This is a genomic window from Myxococcus xanthus, from assembly GCF_013116825.1.
In the GTDB taxonomy this organism is placed as follows: Bacteria; Myxococcota; Myxococcia; order Myxococcales; family Myxococcaceae; genus Myxococcus; species Myxococcus xanthus_B.
The window spans coordinates 55,915-75,861 of record NZ_JABFNS010000024.1 but is presented as its reverse complement, the minus strand read 5'-3'; the positions used below and the strand labels follow the sequence as shown (position 1 = coordinate 75,861).

Annotated in this window: 20 protein-coding genes; 8 read left to right on the top strand and 12 right to left on the bottom strand. The window is 70.8% G+C overall.

Features of this window, described 5'->3' with window-relative positions; genetic code table 11:
- Nucleotides 1-1,006 (top strand): hypothetical protein (locus HNV26_RS09535; RefSeq protein ID WP_171452788.1); only part of this gene is annotated, 1,006 nt, incomplete at its 5' end.
- Nucleotides 1,007-1,021: 15 nt separating this feature from the next.
- Here HNV26_RS09535 and HNV26_RS09530 read toward each other — a convergent pair.
- Nucleotides 1,022-1,897, bottom strand: a complete 876-nt coding sequence (locus HNV26_RS09530; RefSeq protein ID WP_171442788.1) for a YIP1 family protein — start codon at nucleotides 1,895-1,897, stop codon at nucleotides 1,022-1,024.
- Nucleotides 1,898-1,996: 99 nt separating this feature from the next.
- Here HNV26_RS09530 and HNV26_RS09525 point away from each other — a divergent pair, with 99 nt between their 5' ends.
- Complete coding sequence (locus HNV26_RS09525; RefSeq protein ID WP_253816385.1) at nucleotides 1,997-2,428, top strand: energy transducer TonB; 432 nt, start codon at nucleotides 1,997-1,999, stop codon at nucleotides 2,426-2,428.
- Nucleotides 2,429-2,466: 38 nt separating this feature from the next.
- On the opposite strand, the gene HNV26_RS09520 is transcribed toward HNV26_RS09525, so the two are convergent.
- Together HNV26_RS09520 and HNV26_RS09515 are read right to left on the bottom strand one after the other, a co-directional pair.
- Nucleotides 2,467-4,692, bottom strand: a complete 2,226-nt coding sequence (locus tag HNV26_RS09520) for a serine hydrolase domain-containing protein (protein WP_171442790.1) — start codon at nucleotides 4,690-4,692, stop codon at nucleotides 2,467-2,469.
- Entirely contained in the window at nucleotides 4,689-5,990 is a 1,302-nt protein-coding gene (locus tag HNV26_RS09515; RefSeq protein WP_253816384.1) for an SGNH/GDSL hydrolase family protein, read from the bottom strand. Before HNV26_RS09515 ends, HNV26_RS09520 begins: the two co-directional genes overlap by 4 nt.
- A gap of 490 nt (nucleotides 5,991-6,480) precedes the next feature.
- Here HNV26_RS09515 and HNV26_RS09510 point away from each other — a divergent pair, with 490 nt between their 5' ends.
- From HNV26_RS09510 to HNV26_RS09495, 4 genes are all read left to right on the top strand, one after another.
- Complete coding sequence (locus HNV26_RS09510) at nucleotides 6,481-6,771, top strand: helix-turn-helix domain-containing protein (RefSeq protein WP_436410036.1); 291 nt, start codon at nucleotides 6,481-6,483, stop codon at nucleotides 6,769-6,771.
- 133 nt (nucleotides 6,772-6,904) lie between these two features.
- Entirely contained in the window at nucleotides 6,905-8,428 is a 1,524-nt protein-coding gene (locus tag HNV26_RS09505) for a GspE/PulE family protein (RefSeq protein WP_253816383.1), read from the top strand.
- 26 nt (nucleotides 8,429-8,454) lie between these two features.
- The gene (locus HNV26_RS39235) at nucleotides 8,455-9,117 is read left to right on the top strand and encodes a PEGA domain-containing protein (protein ID WP_171442794.1); all 663 of its coding nucleotides are present in this window, start codon (nucleotides 8,455-8,457) and stop codon (nucleotides 9,115-9,117) included.
- Complete coding sequence (locus HNV26_RS09495; protein ID WP_171442795.1) at nucleotides 9,114-9,479, top strand: response regulator; 366 nt, start codon at nucleotides 9,114-9,116, stop codon at nucleotides 9,477-9,479. The genes HNV26_RS39235 and HNV26_RS09495 overlap by 4 nt, the downstream gene beginning before the upstream one ends.
- A 12-nt stretch (nucleotides 9,480-9,491) precedes the next feature.
- Here HNV26_RS09495 and HNV26_RS09490 read toward each other — a convergent pair whose 3' ends face one another.
- Together HNV26_RS09490 and HNV26_RS09485 are read right to left on the bottom strand one after the other, a co-directional pair.
- Nucleotides 9,492-10,097: a hypothetical protein gene (locus tag HNV26_RS09490; RefSeq protein WP_171442796.1), complete on the bottom strand. Its 606-nt coding sequence runs from the start codon at nucleotides 10,095-10,097 to the stop codon at nucleotides 9,492-9,494.
- A gap of 124 nt (nucleotides 10,098-10,221) precedes the next feature.
- On the bottom strand, nucleotides 10,222-11,682 hold the full coding sequence (locus tag HNV26_RS09485) for a HAMP domain-containing sensor histidine kinase (RefSeq protein WP_171442797.1): 1,461 nt from the start codon (nucleotides 11,680-11,682) through the stop codon (nucleotides 10,222-10,224).
- A gap of 274 nt (nucleotides 11,683-11,956) precedes the next feature.
- Here HNV26_RS09485 and HNV26_RS09480 point away from each other — a divergent pair, with 274 nt between their 5' ends.
- Nucleotides 11,957-12,340: a hypothetical protein gene (locus HNV26_RS09480; protein WP_026114098.1), complete on the top strand. Its 384-nt coding sequence runs from the start codon at nucleotides 11,957-11,959 to the stop codon at nucleotides 12,338-12,340.
- On the opposite strand, the gene HNV26_RS09475 is transcribed toward HNV26_RS09480, so the two are convergent.
- Genes HNV26_RS09475 through HNV26_RS09460 form a run of 4 tightly spaced genes read right to left on the bottom strand, consistent with a single transcriptional unit; the run spans nucleotide 12,330 to nucleotide 15,344 of the window.
- Nucleotides 12,330-13,388: a hypothetical protein gene (locus tag HNV26_RS09475; protein WP_171442798.1), complete on the bottom strand. Its 1,059-nt coding sequence runs from the start codon at nucleotides 13,386-13,388 to the stop codon at nucleotides 12,330-12,332. The genes HNV26_RS09480 and HNV26_RS09475 overlap by 11 nt on opposite strands.
- Complete coding sequence (locus HNV26_RS09470) at nucleotides 13,388-13,744, bottom strand: hypothetical protein (RefSeq protein WP_171442799.1); 357 nt, start codon at nucleotides 13,742-13,744, stop codon at nucleotides 13,388-13,390. Before HNV26_RS09470 ends, HNV26_RS09475 begins: the two co-directional genes overlap by 1 nt.
- Nucleotides 13,741-14,433 carry a hypothetical protein gene (locus tag HNV26_RS09465; protein ID WP_171442800.1) on the bottom strand — a complete coding sequence of 231 codons (693 nt, stop codon included), beginning with the start codon at nucleotides 14,431-14,433 and terminating at the stop codon, nucleotides 13,741-13,743. Before HNV26_RS09465 ends, HNV26_RS09470 begins: the two co-directional genes overlap by 4 nt.
- On the bottom strand, nucleotides 14,430-15,344 hold the full coding sequence (locus HNV26_RS09460) for a hypothetical protein (RefSeq protein WP_253816381.1): 915 nt from the start codon (nucleotides 15,342-15,344) through the stop codon (nucleotides 14,430-14,432). The genes HNV26_RS09465 and HNV26_RS09460 overlap by 4 nt, the downstream gene beginning before the upstream one ends.
- A 113-nt stretch (nucleotides 15,345-15,457) precedes the next feature.
- Between HNV26_RS09460 and HNV26_RS09455 the strand changes: the two genes are divergently transcribed.
- Entirely contained in the window at nucleotides 15,458-16,699 is a 1,242-nt protein-coding gene (locus tag HNV26_RS09455) for a glycosyltransferase family 4 protein (RefSeq protein ID WP_171442801.1), read from the top strand.
- Here the strand turns inward: HNV26_RS09455 and HNV26_RS09450 are convergent.
- The 3 genes from HNV26_RS09450 to HNV26_RS09440 form a co-directional block, all read right to left on the bottom strand.
- On the bottom strand, nucleotides 16,630-17,823 hold the full coding sequence (locus HNV26_RS09450) for a glycosyltransferase (RefSeq protein ID WP_171442802.1): 1,194 nt from the start codon (nucleotides 17,821-17,823) through the stop codon (nucleotides 16,630-16,632). The two genes, HNV26_RS09455 and HNV26_RS09450, sit on opposite strands and share 70 nt — an antisense overlap.
- A 114-nt stretch (nucleotides 17,824-17,937) precedes the next feature.
- Nucleotides 17,938-18,735, bottom strand: a complete 798-nt coding sequence (locus tag HNV26_RS09445) for a hypothetical protein (RefSeq protein ID WP_171442803.1) — start codon at nucleotides 18,733-18,735, stop codon at nucleotides 17,938-17,940.
- A gap of 107 nt (nucleotides 18,736-18,842) precedes the next feature.
- Nucleotides 18,843-19,907 carry a cysteine hydrolase family protein gene (locus tag HNV26_RS09440; protein ID WP_171442804.1) on the bottom strand — a complete coding sequence of 355 codons (1,065 nt, stop codon included), beginning with the start codon at nucleotides 19,905-19,907 and terminating at the stop codon, nucleotides 18,843-18,845.
- Nucleotides 19,908-19,947: the final 40 nt, after the last annotated feature.

The following is a 19,947-nucleotide window of genomic DNA, read 5'->3' as shown; positions in this document are numbered from 1 at the left end:
CTCCGCCCCTCCGCCGCCAGCGCCCACCGAGGCCGCTCCCGGCTACACCCTGTCCTTCCTCGAAGCCGCGTCGCCCTCGGGATGTACCTGGGTTCGCCATGAGTCGTCGGGCACACGCAAGCCGCTCGCCACCGTGGACGCGGCGTGCGAGCGGCTCAAGCTCGCCTGGGGGCCGCGTGGCCGGCAGGGACTGGTGATGGACCGGGGCAACGGCGAGCTGCCTCCGCGCGCCTGGCAGGTGGACTTCGAGTCCGGCCAGAGCACCCGGCTGCTGCTGCCCGAGCTCGGCCACACCGACACGCTGGGCTTCGACGAAGCGGGCCACGTCGTCGCGCTGGTGTCGCAGCTGGAGGACCTGCCGCGGAAGATGGAGAGCGGCAGCGAGTACTTCCTCTTCGACGGCAAGCGCTTCCTCCTCCCCGAGGCGGAAGGCAGCCCGGGCCTGGCGCACGCGTACCGCCACGAGGCCGGCCAGTGGAAGCACCTGGAGACGGTGGCCACGCTGTATGAGATGGACGGCGCCCTGGGCACGGAAGCCCTGGCCACGGCCAGCCGGCTGACGTCCTCCACCTTCAGCCAGGATGCGGACCGGCTCTCCGAGTCGGAGCTGGAGGAAGGCAACGAAGACGCGGCCCGGCTGGACGCGGTGGTGAAGGACCGGGGCCACACGGCCTACGGCATGTGGGTCTCCATGGAGACGCACCAGGGTCCGCTCTACTCCTGGGAAGCCACGGGCGAGCTGCCCACGCTCATGCTCCCGCTGCGCTGGGAGGTGAACGACCGGCTGGTGGAGCCTGAGCAACTGGCGCTCGCGCCCACGTCGACCGTGGCGCTGCGGATGCGCGGACGCCTGTTGCTGGTCTCCGCCGAGCAGGCCGCCCGCGTCTACGACGCGAAGACGAAGAAGCGCATCGCCGCGTTGGAGAACGTCCACGGCACGCGCTTCTGGCCCCAACAGCGGACCGTCACCGCGGCGGCGCCCGCCAGCACGGTGACGGAGCCGTAGCACTCGCGCGGCGAACTACCTGCCGAGGCTGGCGCCCACGACCGCAATCACCGCGTAGGCGGCGAAGAACAGCCCACAGGAGAGCAGCGGCACCGCCAGGGCAGCCACCGCCGCGGTGCTCCAGCCCGTGCGGTGCAGGCTCCTGTACGCGAAGATGCGCAGCCCCAGGGCCCACAAGGGCGCGCCATACATGCCACAGAAGGGAATCAGCCCCATCATGTAGGGCGACAGCGACAGGGCATTGGCGCGCAGGGTGACCTCGAAGGGCTGACCCGTGCCCTCCATCCGGAACACGACGTGGTCCAGCGCGGAGTTGATGAGCGCGACGAGCATGCCCATGACGGGCACCAGCACCATCATCGCCCCGAACACCCCGACCCCAACCAGCCGGAACCCGCTCTGGGAGACGTTGTCGCCATCCATCATCTCCCGCGGGATGGCGAAGAGGAGGGCCAGGTAGAAGAGCGCCGTCGTGAAGGAGCCGGCCAGGTTGGACAGCGCCACGAAGCCCAGGGAGCTGCCCACCGAACCCTCCGGCCGCGCGTGCGCGAAAGTGGCCGAGGGACGCAGCATCACCGCCACACAGGTCTGCCAGTACGCCCGCAGCGTCCCCAGCTCATCGCGCCGGTCCCACGGCAGGGCATCCGCGGGCACGCGGTCATGACACGCGGCGCACAGGGGCTCGTCCCCGGGCCCCTTCCGCAGGCACTGCGCGCACGCGAAGCTGCCGCACCGGCCACACGCATGCAGGCTGAGCAGCTCCGGGTGGACGGCACACACGGGGTCCGCGGAGCCTGGCGTGGCCTCCAGCAGAAGAGACGCGCCGCACCACGCGCAGCTCTGCGCGCCTGGGACGGCGAAGGCCTGACAACGAGGACACGGGATGCGCATACGTGCCCGCATCCTCGCATGGGTGCCCGCCGGGAAGTCAGGGTGTCGGCATCACGCTTTCGCCCCACCCCACTCACGCTTAAAGGAGAGACCATGCACATGCCCGGGCTTGTCTCCCTCCTCCTGCTGTCCGCGCCCGTCCTGGCCGCCGAGCCCGCGACGCAGGACCAGGCGGCCTTCGAAGCCGAACTCCAGCGCAACCTGGAGGCCTTCGAGCAGAACATGGACCGCAGCATGCCCATCCCCTGCGGCCATCCGCCGATGCGCCCCGAGCGAATCAAGGGAGAGGACCTCCAGTTCGACCCTTCGCGACTCACCCACATCAAGAAGACCACCTATCAGCTCAGGTGCACCTTCCATCTCGACGGGACGGCCACCGACTGCCTGATGCTCACACCCGGAGTGGGGCTGGACGCGAAGAACCGGGAGACCATCAAGCAGTGGCGCTTCAAGCCGGCCCTCTACAAGGACAAGCCCACCGCGACGACCTGCATGCTGTTCGGCAAGCTGACGCCACGGCCGGAGAACTGAGCCGCCTCCGCCGGAGTCACGGGCTCCGGCGGTGACGCTCACTTCCCCGCGGGCACCAGCCCATGGTCATCCGGCACGGGGCCGCTGGCGCCCGGCACCTCGGGGACGGAGGGTGTCGGCGCGGCCTCCGGCCTGGGCGCCTCACGCGCCCGCTTCGCCTCACGCAGGGCCACGGTGGCCGCCGCCTTCCGGCCCAGGGACTGCTCCCGCTTCGCCAACGCATCCCACAATTCGGGCGAATCCGGATGCAGCGCCACGCCCGCGCGCAGCAGGCCCGCCGCCACCGCGGTGGACTCCGCGTTGATGAGGCGCTTCAGGAAGTTCCGAGGCGCGAGCGCCAATGCGCCCTGCGGCGTGGCCACGGCCTCGCGCAGCTGCGGCAGCACGGCCTCCTCCGGGTTCGCCGTGAGCAACGCCTCGGCCAGGGCCCAGCGCGCATCCAGGCCCCGGGGCTGCAGCTCCACCGCCCGCTCCAACCAGCGCCGCCGCGCCGCGGGTTGCTTGCGCCAGGCGAAGCCCTCCGCGATGCGCAGCAACTCGTCTGAGTAATCCGGATGGAACCCCGGCGACGCGGTGACGGACCTACGCAGCGCGGCCCAGCGCGCCTCCGGGTTCTTCTCCTCGTCCAGGCGCAGGCGCTGGAGCTCGGGCAACTGCGCGCGCTTCCAGCTCGCGGCCAGGCGGAGCACGTCCGCCCGCAGCGGCTCGCCGATGCGCGCCGCCTCTGGAACCTGCTTCGCGTCACAAGCGGCCAGGTAATCCTCGAAGAACGCCAGCGGGCCTTCGACGGTGTAGGCCTTCAGCCGAGCCGCGCCGTGGACCTTCTCCAACGTGCGGGCCATGTGCGCCCCCACGCGGATGAAGAGGGCGCGCAGACGCGGGTCATGCCCGCTTCGGACGCGCTCCAGCGCCGCCCGGGTGTCCCGGCCAATCTCCTTCCGGTTCAGCAGCGCGGACACATGGGCGAAGGCGCCGGGCAGGTCCGTCTCCTCCGGCAGCACGCCCGGGCCTCGCGTGGCCCACTGGTGATAGGACAGTCCATAGCTGGCGACGCGGCTGAGCCCTTCGTGCACCACCGCGTCCACCGGGTCCGCCACGTAGGCATCGCGGCGGGTGTTGCCCTCCTCCAGCACCTGCTCCAGCAAACGAATGGACAGCCGGCGCATGCGCCGCGCCTCGCCTTCCACGTTGGAGGCCAGGGCAATCACCGTGTCCTCGGCGGGGAGCATCATCAGCAGCGTGGTCGTCTCGGGCTGGCCGCCCGCGTGGGCCACCACGTAGTGGCCGCGCAGCGGATATGTCGCGAAGCCCATGCCGTAGTCGGTGAGGCGCCCGTCGACGGTGGACATGGACGTCTGCATGCGGCCCATCGTCTCGCGCGACACCAGGGTGTGCGACAGCACGGCGCGGCCGAAGCCCAGCATGTCCCCCACCGTGGCGCGGGTGCCACCACCGGCGAAGCGGCTGGACACGTCGAGGAAGCGCGACGGCTTCAGCGCCGCCCCCTGGATGCGGTAGCCCTTGGCCTGGTGCTCATCGCGCGTGGCGGTGATGTCCAGGTCCGCGTTCGGCATGCCCGCGGGCTTGAAGATGTGCTCGCGCAGGTAGTCTCGGTAGGACTGGCCGGAGGCCGTCTCCACCGCCGCGCCCAGCAGGTTGTAGCCCCACGTCGTGTACAGGTAGCGGGTGCGCGGCTCGAAGGCGAGCGGCTTGCCCGCGAAGGCGGCGATGGCCGCCGCCGTGCTCACCGCCTTCACGTTGCGGGTGGACGCCACCCCGTCATAGGTGGGCACGCCGCTCACGTGGCCCAGCAAGTCCCTCACCGTGACGGGCCACTGCTTGGCTGGATAGGCCGGCACCAGGGTGGAGATGTCCGCGTCCAGGCTCAGCTTCCCCTGCTCCACCAACTGCAGCACCGCCACCGCCGTGAAGGACTTGGTGACGGACGCCATGCGGTACGTGGTGCGCGGCGTCGCGGGCAGCTTGCGGCCCACGTCGCGAAGGCCATAGGCACACACCCAGCGCTCCGCGCCGCGGGTCACGCCCACGGACAGCCCCGCGACGGGCCCCTGTGACAACTCGGCGCGGACGACCGCGTCCAGGGCGCCGCGCACCTCCTCGGAGAAGGCCCGAGGGGCCTGCTCGGCGTCGGGGCTGGCGGGCTCACACACCATCCCCAGGGAGGCCCGAGGCGCCGCCAGGGACACGGGCCCCGCGAGCCCCAGGAGCACCGCGGCCCCATACCGCACGAACGCACGTCTCATGGCGTGGCCTCCGCGCTGGGCTCGGCCCCTCCGGTGGGCGCGGCGCCCACCCGCGAGGGCGTGGGCATCACCGCCGCGACACCCCGCGCGGGCGGCGGCGTCTCCACATAGGCGCGCAGCAGCGCGTCGGTGACCAGGTGCCCCAGCACGTCCAGCCCCGCGCCGCGCGGGTGCACCAGGTCGTCATGCATGTAGCCGGACGCATGGAAACGCGCGAGCGCGCCCTTTCCGCCCATGGCGGCGTAGAAGTCGAAGAAGGCACACCCTTCGGCGAGCGCGACCTCCCGCTCGGCGGCGTTGACCGCCTCCAGCGAGGGACGCTGCGTCAGCGCCTGGGCCTTCGCGCCGGGCCCCTTCACCGCGTCCATGGGCCCCACCAGCAGGCACGCGCTCCCGGGCGCCGCCTCCCGCGCGCGGCGGAGCAGCGCCCGCAGGTCCGCGCGCAGCTTCTCCATGTCCAGGCGCTTCCATTCGAGGCGCTTGGACTCGTTGCCCCCCAGGAAGAAGACGAGCAACTGGGGCGAACGCTCCGCGAGCTGGGACGTGAGCGTGGCGCCGTCGATGCGCGCATAGAGGCTCGCGTCCGACGAAGGCACGCCCAGCGTGTCCAGGACGATGCCGGGCCGCGCGTGCTGCAACACCACGCCCTGCACCACCGCGCCCTGTCCCTCGGCCACCACGTCCAGCGCCTGTGCGTCCTCGGGCAGCTCGAAGTGGGTGGCGCGCGACAAGCCGCTCCCCGTGGGCTCGGTCCGCGCCAGCACCTTGCCGCCACTGGAGAGGCTGACCGCGCCGGCGCCAGGCACGTCCAGCCACCACAGCGTTCCGCGCGGCTCGCCATCCAGCGTGAAGCGGCTGCGGGCCTTGGCGTTCGTGGCCACGTGATACACGCCGGTGATACCGAAGGCGTGCGGCGGCGCGCGCAGCTCGCCCAGGGTGCGCGGCTGCCACCCACTGCTGCTGGCGCTGGTGCGGCCTCGCCCGCCGTAGGGGGCCATGCGGTCCACGAGCAACACGCCCCGGCCCGCGCTTCCGAACGCCGTGGCCAGGTCGTCGCGCAGGACGTCCACGATGCGGTCCCCGGCAATCAGCGAGTTGCCGAAGGCCTCGATGACGACGGGACGGGTGGCGGTGCCCGCGGCCAACGCATCCAGCGACGTGAAGAAGGGCGTTAGCGCCGTGCGCGCGCAGCCGCTCCCCAAGGGGGCCACGCAGGGGTCTTCCACCTTCGCACCGGGCGCGCCCAGCTTCTCCGCCAAGGCCTGGACCTCGGCGGTCCGTTCGGGACGCACAGGCATCCGCCGGCGAACCTCTGGCGCGGGGGACGGTCGCGGCGGTTCAGCGGGGCGAGCGACCGGTGCCTCTGGCGCGGAAGCAGGGGGTGTGGCGGCGCGAGGCGAGGACCCGATGTCACAGGCGGTCAACAGGCCGCCGAGCAGGACCGGGAACCAGGTCCGCCGGCCGCTCCGCCCGACTTCCGAATGCGTCATGTAGCCGGCAGCGTAGACGAAAGCCCCTGCGTGCGCATGTTCCCGGCCAGCGTCTCCCCGCCTGCTGGAGGAGCAGCCCCGGCACCCACGCTCCGAGGCCCTGGCAAAGGTGGAGTGGATGCCTGTGAGTCAACGGAAGTTGCGGGAGAAACAGCCCGGCGCAAATGCAAGGTCAAGCCCCGAACATCCTCCCTTCACTTGCGACCGAGATACCCCAAATTATCCGCTCCCTCTTATGGAGAAACGGAACAACAGGGTCGCGAACTGGACGCGGTTGCACCGCCGGTTTGGCGACCACGTGCGCAAGCTTCGGGCGGCTCGGGAGCTCACGCAGGAGGTCCTCGCGGAGCGCAGCGACCTGTCCGTGGACGCCATCCGCCGGATTGAGCGCGGTTCGTTTTCTCCGTCCCTGGACACCCTGGGCAAGCTCTCCAAGGGACTCGACGTCTCCTTGAAGACGCTCTTCCAGGGCTTCGAGCGCGAGCGCTCCAACGCCGTGGCGGAAATCTGCGACTTCCTGTCCCTGCGCTCGGGCCGCGAGGTCGAGCTCGCCTGGCGCGTCATCCAGGCCATGTTCGAGGAGCGCTGAGCCACACAGGGGTTCCCAGGGGGTCAGGACACGCCCATCCGTCCTGCCCCGCCGGGGTCCGCAAGCAAAACCCGGGGACTTTTGAGAGCGCGCCAACCCGGATGGTAGCGTGCAGCGCCTCATGACCCCGCTGATGAATCGACTCGCGAGCCTGCTGTGGACCCTGACGGTCCTCGTGGTGGTGGGCGGCGTCGGCCTGTGGGCCTACCGGCATTCGTCGCTAGGCGCCGCCACGTTCCTCCAGGAAGGCGGACGCTACCTCCAGGCCGTCCTGTCGCCGCTGCTCGCGGGCAGCGTGGCCCTGGCGTTCGGCCTGAGCTACGCCTCCGGCGTGGTGGCCCGCCGCGCACGGCACCACGCCCCCCGGCCCAAGCCACTGCCCAAGGGACCCAGCATCTCCCCGCTCGAGGTGCTCACCCATGACACGGCCACCGCCGTCAGGACCCTGCTCAAGGACCTGGGCCAGCGGCTGGGCCGCATCGCCGCGAAGCCGGATCCAGACATCATCGCCTTCATGGGCCAGTTGATGGACGGCGCCATCCGCCTGGGCGCCAGCGACATCCACATCCATCCGCTGGAAGCAGGCACGCGCATCGCGTTCCGCCTGCACGGCGTGCTGGAGGAAGTGCTCTCCTTCCCGCGCGAGCACCACTCGCGGCTCATCAACCGCGTCAAGGTCCTCGCGAAGCTGGCGCTGTACGACCTGGACAAGCCGCAGGACGGGCACTTCCCGTGGACCACGGACGACGGACCCGCGGACATCCGCGTGTCCATCCTCCCCACCAACCACGGCCCCGCGGTGGCGCTGCGCATCGCCCGCACCGGCGTGCGGCTGCCCCAATTGCCGGCGCTCGGCTTCCCCGACGCGTTGCTCGCGAAGTACCAGGAGCTGCTCGCGCTGCCGCAGGGCCTCATCCTGGTGGCGGGCGCCACCGGCAGCGGCAAGACGACGTCGCTGTATGCCTCGCTGGGCCACATCCAGCAGTCGCGCGGCGAGCTCACGCGAATCGCCACCATCGAAGACCCCATCGAGTTCGACGTCCCCCTCTTCGCGCAGACGCAGGTCAACGCCGCGCAGGGCTTCACCTTCGCGCAGGGCCTTCGCGCGGTGCTGCGGCAGGACCCCAACGTCATCATGGTGGGTGAGATTCGCGACTCGGAGACGGCGCGCACGGCCATCCAGGCGGGACTCAGCGGCCACCTGCTGCTCAGCACCATCCACGCCAACTCCGCCGCGGGCGCGTTCAACCGCTTCATCGACATGGGCGTGGAGCCCTTCCTGCTCGCCTCCGCGACGGTCGCCACCCTCTCACAGCGACTGGTGCGCAGCCTCTGCCCCCACTGCCGCGCGCCCCTGCCCCTGACGCCCGAGGAGGCGGTGCGGCTGGATGCCGCCGGAATCCGGCGCGGGAACTTCTTCGGCCCCGTGGGGTGTGAGCGCTGCGAGGGCAGCGGCTACCTGGGCCGCACCGCCCTCTACGAAATGCTCGTGGTCTCCCAGGGCATCCGCGACGCCATCAACGCCAAGGTGCCCAGCTCCCGCATCCAGGAGCTCGCGGTCCAGGAGGGCATGGTGCCCCTGCTGGCCGCGGGCGTCGAGCGCGCACGCACGGGCGACACGTCGCTGCGCGAAGTGTTCCGCGTCGTTGGCGGCTGAGCCCTCTCTCCAGGAAGCGACCTCACGTGAACACCCCTCCCTTTCCCCGCGGCCCCGTCACGGATGCGTCGCCCGACCCCGATGCCTGGTCCCAGTCGCTGATGGGACGCACCGAGGAGCTGGCCCACCTCCAGGCGCAGACGCCCCAGGAGGCCGAGCCCGCCGAGTCACCCGCGCCCCAGGCCCAGCCCCGGAAGCGGACCTTCCAGGCGCCGCCACCACCGCCGCCGCCCAGCCCGCTGGCCGCCGTCCTCAAGCTCTGCGGCGCGGCCGCGGGCCTGCTGGCCGCGAGCCTCCTCGTGCTCCCCGCGCTCCGGCACTTCGGAGCGCCCCCCGTCACCCCGGAGGAGGTGGCCGCCGCCCGCCCCGAGACGACGCTGGCCCCGAGCTTCGACCCACCCTCGGAGGTCCGCGAGGGAGAGGTCCGTGAGCAGCGCGCGTTCATGGAAGGCGCCAGCCTGCTCATGGTCGACTCCGCTCCGTCAGGCGCGACCGTCTTTGTGAACGGTCGAACCGAAGGCGCCACGCCGCTGTCGGTGACGCTGGAGTGCGTGACAGACGCGCCGGTTACGGTGAAGCTCACGCGCCGAGGCTTCAGCTCCCTGGAACACACGCTCCCATGCCGTCACGACACCATGACCCAGCTCTTCGGAAGGCTGCGCAAGGGGAAGAGCAGCGCGAAGCCGTGAGCGCCGCGTCCCCTACCGTGCTCGTCGTGGACGACGACGCCGACATCCGAGAGGCCGTCCAGGACATCCTGTCCTTCGAAGGCTACGCCGTGGCCCAGGCCGCCAACGGCCAGGAGGCCCTGGCGCTGCTGACCGGGCCCCACGCGGTGCGGCCGTGCCTCATCCTGTTGGACCTGATGATGCCCGTCATGGACGGCGAGGAGTTCGTCGGCCGGATTCAGCAGGAGCAACGCCTGGCGGAGCTGCCCATCATCCTCGTCACGGCGAGCGGCCGCGCCCACCTGCCCGGAGTCCGCGCCATCCTCAAGAAGCCCTTCGACATGGACGTGCTGCTGAGCACGGTGGGCGAACACCGCCACTGACGGACGTCCCCTTCAGGAGCGCCGCTCTCCCGTCAACATCGCGGCCACCTGCGGGTCCAACTGGAAGGACTCGAAGAAGCGGTCCGCGTCCTGGGGCGGCTTGCCCTCCGGGTGTAGCAGCAACTGCTGGTAGAGCCGGGGCCCCACCAGGAAGAAGCGTCCGCGCAGGCGGCGTGGGCCGGACACGCCCTCCACCTCCCAGCCCGGGAAGCCACTCAGCACCAGCGGCCGCGCGGACAGCCCGGTGGCGCCCAGCGCCTCCAGCGCCCCGTGGCTGGCCCGGGCCACCACGTCACGCGGGTCCGCCTGGGACACCGCGGCCGCGGGGAAGTCCGTGTAGGAGACGTAGTAGGCGGTATCCACCTCTGGCCGCACGGCGATGAAGGTGTGGAGTGTCACCGCGCCGACATCCGTCTCCTGCGAACGGCGCTCCTCGCTCACCGGCCCGGGAATCGCGACGGAGAAGCCCCCTTCCGCGGACTGGACGACGGGCTCGGCGGCCCGCGGGGCTTCGGGCTTCGCGGCGACGGTCGGTGCCTGCTGGCGGGAGGCACACGCCCCCAGCCCTCCCAGGGCCAGGAGGGCGGCGAGCGGCGCGGCGCGGCGCGGGGTCTTCATAAGGGCAGGCGGCTCCTGAAGGTTGGACCCCGAAGGTACGTCGGGCCTTGCGGGAACGCATCCGCCGTCTACAGGTGGACGCGCGCCATGCGACGCTTCGCGCCAACCTGGGGGCAGGCCCCCCTCAGTGCAGGGTGTCCTCGGGGGACGTCAGCCCCGCGTCTTCTTCGGCTTGCCGAACGGCCTCGGTGGCCACGGCCAGCCGCACGCAGAAGACGGAGCCATGGCCGGGCTGGCTCGTCACGTCGATGCTGCCCCCATGCCCCTCGACGATGCGCCGGGCCACCGACAGGCCCAGGCCCACGCCCGGGGCGCGCTGACGGGCGTTGCCGGTGCGCTGGAAGGGCACGAAGAGCAGGCTCATCTCCTCGTCGGAAATGCCGATGCCCTGGTCCGTCACGCACAGGACAGCCGTGTCCTCTTCGCGGCGCACGGACACCTCCACGGTGCTGCCCGCCGGCGAGTACTTCAGCGCGTTGCTGATGAGGTTGTGGAGCACCTGCTCCAGCCGGGCCGGGTCCGCGCGAACCGGCACGGACACGTCCGGCAGGCTGAGACGGAGGCCATGGCCGGTGTCGCCGGAGCGGTAGAGCTCCACCACCTCGCGGGCCAGCTCACGCGCGTCCCGTACCTCCGGGCGCAGCTCCAACCTGCCGGCTTCGATGCGGGTGGCATCGAGCAGGTCGCCCACCATCCGGTCCAGCCGCTCCACCTGCCGCCCTACCAGGGACAGGGTGCGGTCCATGCGCTCGGGCGTGAGCTGGGCGCGGCTGCGGTCCGACAGGGCTGTGGACAACTTGAGGGCGGACAGCGGATTGCGCAGCTCGTGCGCCACGCCCGCGAGGAACGCGAGCTGCTGCTCCTGCTGGTGGGCCAGGCTGTTGGCCATCTCGTTGAACGTGCGAGCCATGTCCCGCAGCTCGGTGGGCCCGGCCTCCGGGGCCCGGGCGCGCCTGCAGCCCGCGCCGAAGCGACGCATGGACTGGCTGATGTCCCGCAGAGGCTGGAGCGCCACGCGCCGCAGCAGCACGCTCACGACGAGCACGCCCAACAGCAGCAAGCCGCAGAGCACCACGCCCACGGAGTCCGCCATGTCGTTCCACCGCTCCGCTTCCGAGCGGGCCAGGCGCGCGCGCTCCACGTTGATGGAGCTGACCTGCTCCAGGCCATTCAACGCGGCGTCCAGCGCCGGGCCCGCCTCCTGCTCCGCGCGCACCGGGTCCCGCTGGGCGGAGAAGTAGACGTCCACGTCCTCGCGGACAGCGTCGAGCCGCTGACGCTCCGCCTCCGTCGAGGCGATGCGCCGCAGCTCACCCATCTGCCGGTACAGCGAGGCCTCCAGCTCGAACCGCGACAGCCCACCCGGGCCACGGGGCACCTTGGCGGGGCCTTCCCGGACCATCCGGTCGTGCGCCAGCAGGCCCACCTCCAGCTCCTCGGACACCCGGATGCCTCCGAAAGCGACCCCCAGGGTCGCGGCCGAACGGTCGAGCACGCTCGTCAGGACGACGAGCAGGGTGGCGGCCGCCAACGTCACCAACGTCAGCACCCCCATGGTGGCGGCGAGCCAGGAGCGCAGACTCATGGAGCCGCCCCGGGCGGAGCGAGGGCCGTCTGAAACACGGGGCAGACCCGAAGAGACCTTCACACAAGCTCCTCACGGGGTTCCCAGACACGAGGGCCACCCCCATTGCTGAGAGGAGCAACACCGCCAATGCCCACGGGATTCGCGGACCGGACAGCAAGAGGGCACGCCCGACCCGTTCCCTGAAAGGGGACATCACCGGATGGCGCCAGCCGTGCTAGGGAGGGGCGATACGTGGTCGGCAAGCGCCCTGGCCGACGAGCGAGAGGTCTCCATGGACATCATCTCCCAGCCGGTACGCACCTTGAAATTCGATGGCTTCTGGCGCTGGCTCCAGGAGCACACGCACTGCATCCTGCGGTGCGGCTCCGTGGACGCCATGCTGTATGACCACGACGACTTCCACTGGGCCCTCCTGGAAGAGGAGCGCCAGCACATCGTGCAGGTCCTCAAGGGGAAGGTGCTGGTGGGCGAGTTGGTCATCCCCGGCCGCGAGGTGACGGAGGTGAACATCGCCCCCGACCCGGACACGGGCGCCCAGGGCCACTTCCTGGTGGAGCTCATGGGCGGGCCCAAGGAAGACCCGCAGGCGCTCTACCACTTCATCATGGCGCACGGCATCGACCCGGCGCCGGGGCACAAGGACCTCAAGCACTGAGGACGGTGCGCTCGATGAGCGTCACCGCGTCGTCCGTCCCGTTGACGTAGGGCCTCGTGCTCCGCGCAGGTCGGGCACGGGCGAGCCCGGCGGCGCGCGTCACCAGCGCCTCCACGGAGCCCGCCCGCTCCTCGGGGCGCAGCCGCAGGGCCTGCCTGTCGTAGAGCCGGGGCCGCGCGAGCGCCACGAAGGGTGTTCCGGTGACGCGGGCCTCCTGCACGGTGTTGTACCCTCCCGCGCCGACGAGCACGTCCACGCCGGGGAGCACCGCCAGCGCGGGCCACGTGGACATGCGCAGGGCCAGGCCCTCCTCCTGGGGAGCCCCTGCCCGGCGGCCCTGCTTCGCGCGCGGCGCGGGCACATCCATCGCCGCTCCGGGCGGCACCAGCCACCGGACCACGGCCTCTGGCCCCAGCATCGCGTCCAGCCGGGCGGCGATGTGCCCCGCCTCCCCCACTTCCTCGGGGGTGCCACAGCCCATCACCGCCACCAGGGCGCGCGAGTCCTCCGCGGGCACGCCCAGCCGCGCGCGGGCCTTGTCACGGGGCAGCAGCTCGCTGGCGCGCAGGAGCAGCCAGGGCGCGGTCCTCACGGCGCGAGGATGGTTCGCGAAGGGCGCGGCCTCACCTGGGACGAGCAGCAGGTCGAACGCGTCCACCGCCCGCGCCAAGCCGTACTGCTTCACGTACGTGGGGTTCACGTCGCGGTGAATCAGCACCTTGCGCGCGCGCACCGAGGGCAGCAGCGGCGCCAGCTCGCCTCCGAGCCCCCGGGGAAAGGTGTCCACGACGAACAGGTCCGGGCGCACGTCGGCCAGGCACTGCTCCACCACTTCACCCACGGCCTCGCGCCCCAGCGCGGGGTTGAGCCGGAACACCTCGACACCGGTGCCCAGCACGTCCTCCAGTGGGAGCCCGCTCGCGAACGGGCTGTTGGTGAGCAGGACGACGGAGTGGCCTCGGCGCGAGGCCGCACGAGCCAACGCGGAGGCACGGGTCAGGTGCCCCATGCCGCCTCCCAACGCATAGACGAGCCAGCGGCCAGCCATCAGCTCCCGCCCATGTCCTCCTCGAAGGAGGCGTCGTCCTCGTGGCGGAGGCTCGCGCCATCAGCCTCGGTGAAATCGTTGGCGTCGTGGGCCCTGCCGCTCCCCGACGAGGCGGAGCCGTAGTACCCGTAGTTGTCGTAGTAGTAGCTCGGGTGGTCCTCGTCCACGCCGCTCCGCTCCCCCGCGTAGTCCTCGTGTTGCCGCGCGCACGTCGCGCAGAGCATCTCCGCGCCCACGGACGTCACGTGCAGCTCACACAGCGGCATCGCGCACCGCATGCACGTCATGGCAGCGGGGCTCCCGCAGCCATGGGAGAACAGGAAGCCCACGTTCTCCTGGCAGACCAATCCACTCATGGCTGGGCCAGCTCCTGGGACGGCGGCGCCTGGAGGTGGAAGAGCAGCGCCATGCGCAGCGGCAGCTCCAGCGCCTCGAAAGCGAGACACGCGGCGGCCTCCGCCGCCAGCAGCGACTTGGTGGCGAGCAACGTGCGCCCCTGCGCATCACGCAGGGAGACCTTGCCCTCGCGCACCTTCACGCGGGCCACGTCCGCGCCAGCGCCGTCCTGGATGCGAGCACCGTCGTCCTCCGGCCACACGGAGTACAGGAGCGTGCCCTTCATGTCGTTGAGGCGCCAACCCGGCCCCTGCCGCGCGAGCGTGAACAACACCTGCCGCTGCTCACCGTCCCGCACGGTGAGCGCCCCGCCCGCGGAGCCGACGACATATCCCAGCGCCACGTCATCCGGGCCGGAGACCTTCAGCGACGCGCCCTTCCACTTGTAACGCGCCAGCTCGCGCTCCTCGCCATCCACCAGCTTGGCGCCGTCATCCTTCGGCTTGAGGGAGAAGCGCTCGCGGTCGGCGTCGTCCTTGAACTTGAGCTTGCCCTCGAGCCCCTTCACGTCCGAGGCGGGGGCGCTGGCGGCCTCCTGAGCGCGAACGGCTCGCGGCGGCTCGGCGTCACCGGGCTTGGAGCACCCGGCGGCGCCCGTGAGCGCGACCAGGGAACAACAGAGAAGGAACCGGCCCATGCCCATCATCACGAAGCCTTCGCCTGCTGACGCAGTTGTCTGGAGGAGTTGAGGACCTGGTAGAGGCTCAGCAGCATCATCACCACCGTCTTCGGCGCATCCACCGCGTCTCCCTGCACGTTGGGCCCGGCATCCCAGTCCTTCTCCACGAGGGTGCGCAGGAACATCCGGTCCTCGCCCAACCGGAGCTTGTCCACGGCGACGTCCTCCGGCAGGCGCATCGCCTGACGGGCCTCCGGCTCGAGCAGCGCCAGGTCCTGATGACGCGCCGCCTTCACGCGCAATTGAACCTGGAGAAACGCCCAGCTGTCCTGCCGGTGCTTCGTCTTGTACTTGCCGCTGGCGCTGCGCCGGGTGCGCGACCGCTTCATGAGCCGCTGCACCATGGCGATGCGCAGGTGCGTGCCGTCCAGCAGCCGCGTCTGAAGGGAGAACCACGGGTCGCTGAAGTTCTCCGCGTTCCAGCCGCTGGGCGTGGTGTGCTTGCCGAGCAGCTTCTCCGGGCTGTCCACGGGCATGAAGTCAAGCTCCAGCCTCACCGACGCGTCAGGGCCGATGTCACGGCGCAGCCGATGGATGACCTGAGAGGCCAGCGTGTACCGCCGGTTCTCCAGGTCCAGGCGCCGGAAGCGGAGGTACACGACGAAGCACCCCACGGTCCCCGCGAGCAGCACGAGGCCCGGCCACGGGGTGAGTCGCCGCGCGAGCGCGTCCTCGAGCCCATCATCCAGCATCATCCGGTAGACGAAGAAGCCAACGGTGGCGGCCAGACACACCCAGGCCGACTTCCACCACTTCCGCCGCGACTGCTCCACCTCCATGTCCAGGAGGCGCAGCCGCTCGAGGTCTTCCTGCAACTCCCTGATGGGGCCGCTGCATCTGTAGACGCGTTCCTCGCGGAAGCGGTCGATGTTGAATGCCACGGTGAGTCGCGCCCCCTCGGCGGAACGAAAGAAAGGGAAGCGTAAGGGCCCGTGCCGTAGGGGTCAAACCCTCCTGTTTGCCGGCCCGGCCGAGCCGCGATAGCAACGCGAGTGTGTCTCCTCCTCCCGGCACCGGCATCATTTACGCGTCGTTCGACCGCTTCCCTTCGCCCAAGGGCGCCGCGGTGCACATCCGGGCTTTCGTGGAGTCACTGGGCGCGGCCTTTGGCCAAGTCGACCTGGTCGCGCTCCGGGACACCCCCACCGCGCCCACCGGGCCGCTCGCGCTGGCGGAGGGCGTGACGTACCACCCGCTGGAATCACGCGGGAAGGACCTGATGGCCCAGGCCCTGTCGTTCCGCTCGCACCTGGCGGCATGGTGGCGCGAAAGGCCGCGAGCCTCCGTCGTGCACGTGCGCTCCATCTTCGAAGGCTACCCCGTCGCCTGCCGGAAGGAAGCGCTGACGGACGCGCTCGTCTTCGAGGTGAACGGCCTGCCCTCCATCGAGCTGAAGTACCACTATCCGGACGTGGCGGATGACGCGGAGCTCTTGCGCAAGCTGGTGGCGCAGGAGGACGTCTGTCTCTCCCGTGCGGACCTGGTGGTGACCCCGAGCACGGTGACGGCGGAGTACCTGGTGACGACCCGGGGCGTGGACGCCTCGCGGGTGCGGGTGATTCCGAACGGCGCCGACCTGGAGGTGTTCCGGTACGCGCCGCCGCGCCCTCTGGAGCCCGGGCGCCCCGTGCGGCTGCTGTACAGCGGGACGATGACGTCCTGGCAGGGCGTGCACCATGCCATCGAGGCCTGCCGGTTGCTGCGGCGGGACATGCCCACGGTGCTGACGCTGGTGGGCCCGCTGCGCCGGCACACACGGCGGGCGCTGATGGACCGGTGCGGTGACCTGCTGCTGGAGGGCACCGTGGAGTTGCTGGAGCCCCTGCCCCAGGCGGAGCTGGCGGCGCTGCACCATGCCTGCGACGTGGTGCTGGTGCCCTTGCCCTTCAACGACCGCAACTGCGTGCAGGGCTGCTGTCCGCTGAAGCTGCTGGAGGCCATGGCCACCGGGACGCCCGTGGTGGCCAGCCACCTCCCCGTGGTGAGCACCCTGGCCGCGCCGGACGAGGTGATGCTGATACGGCCGGGCTCCGCGAAGGCGATTGTTGAAGCGGTGAAGGCCCTGCGAGCGGACCCCACCCTGGGCCCCGCGATGAGCGCGAAGGCACGGGCGCGAGTGGAGCGCGACTTCCCATGGAGCCGCGCGGGTGAAGCCCTGGTGAGCGCCTACGAGGAGCGGCTCGGGATGGCGCGGGCCAGCACGCGACGGAGCACCTCTGCCTCCGCGTGCGCCTGAAAGCGCTCCTCGATGCGCTGACGGGCGGCGGCGCCCATCGCGGCGCGCTGTTCGAGCGGCAGGGAGAGGACATCCAGGCACGCCTGCCCCAGGTGATTGAGCAGGGCCTTGGAGACGATGAAGCCGTTGCATCCGGCGTCCACCGCCTCGGGGATGCCGCCAGCGTCGCTGGCGATGACGGGCCGGGCACAGGCCATGGCCTCCAGCAAGGCGTTGGGCATGCCCTCCCACAGCGACGGCTGGAGGTAGACGTCACACAGGCGCAGGTGCGCGGCGATAGCCTGCGGTGTGTCCAGCGGCCCGGAGATGAGGATGCGCGCGGCGTCCTCGGGATGCTCGGCGCGGAAGGCGACCAGGTGCTCGGCGTCGCGCGGCCGCACCTCGCCGATGACGAGCAGGCACGCGGGCCGGACGCGGCGCACCTCGGTGAGGGCGGAGAGCAGGAAGGGCAACCCCTTCTTGTGCCGGAGCTCACCGGAGAAGCCGAGCACGGCTTCGTCTGGGGCGATGCCCAACCGCTCCCGGAGCGCCGGGTCCGCGGGGCCGGGGGAGAAGATGCCGGTGTCGACGGCGTTGGGGATGACCTCCACGGTTTCCTCCCGCCCCAGGAGCATGCACATCTTCCGGCCCAGGTCCGCGGAGGCCGCGGTGAGGACGCGGGCACGTTGCAGCGTCCACAGCAGGCGCGCGAAGTCGCCCGGGGGGAACATGAGCTGGTCCACGTCATTGCCCCGGGCGCTGACGGTGGAGGCAATGCCCACGGACTCGGCGAAGGCGACGGCGAGGAACCCGGGCGGAGACAGGTAGTGCCCCCACACCAGGTCATAGCGTTGCTTCGCGTGCAGGTAGCCGAGCACGTCGAGCGTGTGCTGCATGGACAGGTCCGTGCTGCCGAACAACCCCAGCCGGTGGAGCGTCACACCCCGCGCGAAGGGTGAGACGTCCCCGGCGTCCTCCACCGTCTGGAGCGCGCCTGGCGCCGCCGTGCGCGTCCAGGCCAGCACGTCCACCCGGGCGCCCAGCTTCACCAGCGAGCCCGCGGTGCGCGCGCCACTGCGGGCCAGGCCGCCAATGTCGGGAGGAAAGCGTTCAGCGATGAGGAGGACGCGCGGGCTGTCGGACATGGCCGCGCAACGCTACCTCCATCACGCGCCATCGCCACCCGCAACCTGGGCCTGGAGCCGGCCTCTTGCGTGAGACGCCCAGGAGCACGGCCACCTCTCCCTGGGCGTGCCCCCTCACTGCCCGAAGCCCCCCAGCGCCGTCCGGCTGAAGCTCGCGGCCCCCTGACTCACCCGCGCGGCGGACTGGCTGAACACCTGGAACGCCGCGCGAATCTCCTGCGCGCTCTGCCCTGGCGTGAGAATCCACTTGTCGTCGATGCCCATCTCGCGGAACACACGCCGGAAGTCCGTGCTCCCATCGTTGATGCCCATCGCCGCGACGATGTGATTCTCCGCGCGCTTCAGGTCATTCACCAGCGCCGCCACGTCCTTTGCCTTCGCCGACGTCGAGTGCTGGTCCGAGCCATCCGTAATCAACAGTGTCACTGTCCGCACCGGCACGCCGTTGGCGCTGAACTCCTGCGCCTTCGCCAGCACCGTGCCCAGCAGCACCACCGACTGGTCGTACAGCGGCGTGCCATGGTCCGCCCGGTAGTTCTTGCCATGCATCCGCACCACGTCCTCCACCGGGCGGTACGGGTTCAGCACGAACCCGTTGAGGTAGCGTGTGTGGAAGAGGACGCCGTCCTTCTGCTTGCTCGCCAGCAGCGCGTCCAGCACCAGGTTGTGCCCGTCACACACCGTCTTCGAATGCCCGGAGTAGTCGATGCTCCCCGAGTCATCCGGCATGACCGTTACCAGCACCACCTCGCTGGACTGCACGTCCTCCACGCAGACGCCGAGCCCCGCCTGAATCTGCGCGCCCAGGTCCACCACCGTCAGCGCCTGCAAGCCCGCCGGGCTCAGCACGCCCTCCGCGTGTGCGTCATCGAAGAGCTTCCGGATGCCACCGCCATTCGCCTTGCTGCTCATGTCCCGTGCTCCTTCTCCCTCTCCCGAGGGCAGGGCTCCGCCTGTCCCGCTCGCGCGAGCGCAGGCGAAGCGATTGCTGTGTGTCGTCACGCCTCGCGCCGCGAGGCTCAGGCGATGCGCAGGTCCGGCCAACTCGCCAGAGGGTCCGTGGACTTCACCAGGTGCATCCCCGCGTCCGCGAAGCGCTTCAGCGATGCCTCCGCCTGCGGGGTGAAGTCCGCCGCGAAGCCCCCCTTGCCGTCCGGCACCGTCACAGACGACATGCAGTCCGTCAGCAGGTACACCTTGCGAGCCAGCGCCGCGTCCTGCGCGACAATCTCCCCGAGCAGGTCGTCGATGGAGCTCTTCACGCAGTGGCTCGCCGCCTGCCCTGCAATCACCACCGCGTCCGCGGTCAGCAGCGTCTTGAGGAACTGGGTATTGCGCTGCGCCAGCGGCTGACCGTCATGCCGCCCCAGCACCTCCGGGCGCAGCACCGAGTAGTTCTCCGTCAGCGGATTGCCCCCCTTCACCTCTGCCCACGACTGCATGCCACGCGCGAAGGCGTGGAACAGCCGCGCCTCCTGCACCACCCCCGCCAGCGCGTGCCCGTCGCTGCCCAGCAGGCAGTGCGGCGGCCACAGGTACAGCGTGTACTTGCCCGCCCGCTCCAATTCCTCGCAGTAGTACTTCACCTGCTTGAGCAGCCAGGGGTAGTTGCCACCGCACAGCCACTTCGCCATGGCGGGGTTGGGCCGCGCCTGCCCACGCTCAATCTGCTCGCGCGTCACCTCGCGGTACGGCGTCAGCGGCTGGTCGTCCTGGTCCACCCAGAAGGATGGGAAGAAAATCTGGTACGCGAAGTGGGTGTCGAGCGTCGCCGTCACGTTCGTCAGCGCGCCGAGGTTGCGGTAGATGAACTCCGCGATGCGACGGCTGTCATCCACGGCGCCGCGCCCGCTGCGTCCCGCCACGTAGAGTGAGCCCTCCGGGAAGCAGAAGTCCTTCTGCACGTCGATGAGCAACAGGTGCAGGTTGAACGCGTCCGTCGCCGACATGGAGACGTCGTTCGCCGCGCGCCAGCGCTGGGCCTCCACCTGGAGCTTTCCCGCGTCAGGGCTGTATCCGAACTGCCCGGCATGGGCCGCGTCGTAGAACCTCGGAAGCGGAAGCGCCTTCACTTGCGTCTTCATCGTCCTACCTCCTGTGAGGCGTGGAGGCACCCGCTCCACG

Excerpts from the sequence above, each read along its gene's own strand:
- HNV26_RS09530 (WP_171442788.1), bottom strand. The coding sequence starts at position 1,897 with ATGCGCATCCCGTGTCCTCGTTGTCAGGCCTTCGCCGTCCCAGGCGCG.
- HNV26_RS09525 (WP_253816385.1), top strand. The coding sequence starts at position 1,997 with ATGCCCGGGCTTGTCTCCCTCCTCCTGCTGTCCGCGCCCGTCCTGGCC.
- HNV26_RS09520 (WP_171442790.1), bottom strand. The coding sequence starts at position 4,692 with ATGAGACGTGCGTTCGTGCGGTATGGGGCCGCGGTGCTCCTGGGGCTC.
- HNV26_RS09515 (WP_253816384.1), bottom strand. The coding sequence starts at position 5,990 with ATGCCTGTGCGTCCCGAACGGACCGCCGAGGTCCAGGCCTTGGCGGAG.
- HNV26_RS09505 (WP_253816383.1), top strand. The coding sequence starts at position 6,905 with ATGAATCGACTCGCGAGCCTGCTGTGGACCCTGACGGTCCTCGTGGTG.
- HNV26_RS09490 (WP_171442796.1), bottom strand. The coding sequence starts at position 10,097 with ATGAAGACCCCGCGCCGCGCCGCGCCGCTCGCCGCCCTCCTGGCCCTG.
- HNV26_RS09485 (WP_171442797.1), bottom strand. The coding sequence starts at position 11,682 with ATGAGTCTGCGCTCCTGGCTCGCCGCCACCATGGGGGTGCTGACGTTG.
- HNV26_RS09480 (WP_026114098.1), top strand. The coding sequence starts at position 11,957 with ATGGACATCATCTCCCAGCCGGTACGCACCTTGAAATTCGATGGCTTC.
- HNV26_RS09475 (WP_171442798.1), bottom strand. The coding sequence starts at position 13,388 with ATGGCTGGCCGCTGGCTCGTCTATGCGTTGGGAGGCGGCATGGGGCAC.
- HNV26_RS09470 (WP_171442799.1), bottom strand. The coding sequence starts at position 13,744 with ATGAGTGGATTGGTCTGCCAGGAGAACGTGGGCTTCCTGTTCTCCCAT.
- HNV26_RS09450 (WP_171442802.1), bottom strand. The coding sequence starts at position 17,823 with ATGTCCGACAGCCCGCGCGTCCTCCTCATCGCTGAACGCTTTCCTCCC.
- HNV26_RS09445 (WP_171442803.1), bottom strand. The coding sequence starts at position 18,735 with ATGAGCAGCAAGGCGAATGGCGGTGGCATCCGGAAGCTCTTCGATGAC.
- HNV26_RS09440 (WP_171442804.1), bottom strand. The coding sequence starts at position 19,907 with ATGAAGACGCAAGTGAAGGCGCTTCCGCTTCCGAGGTTCTACGACGCG.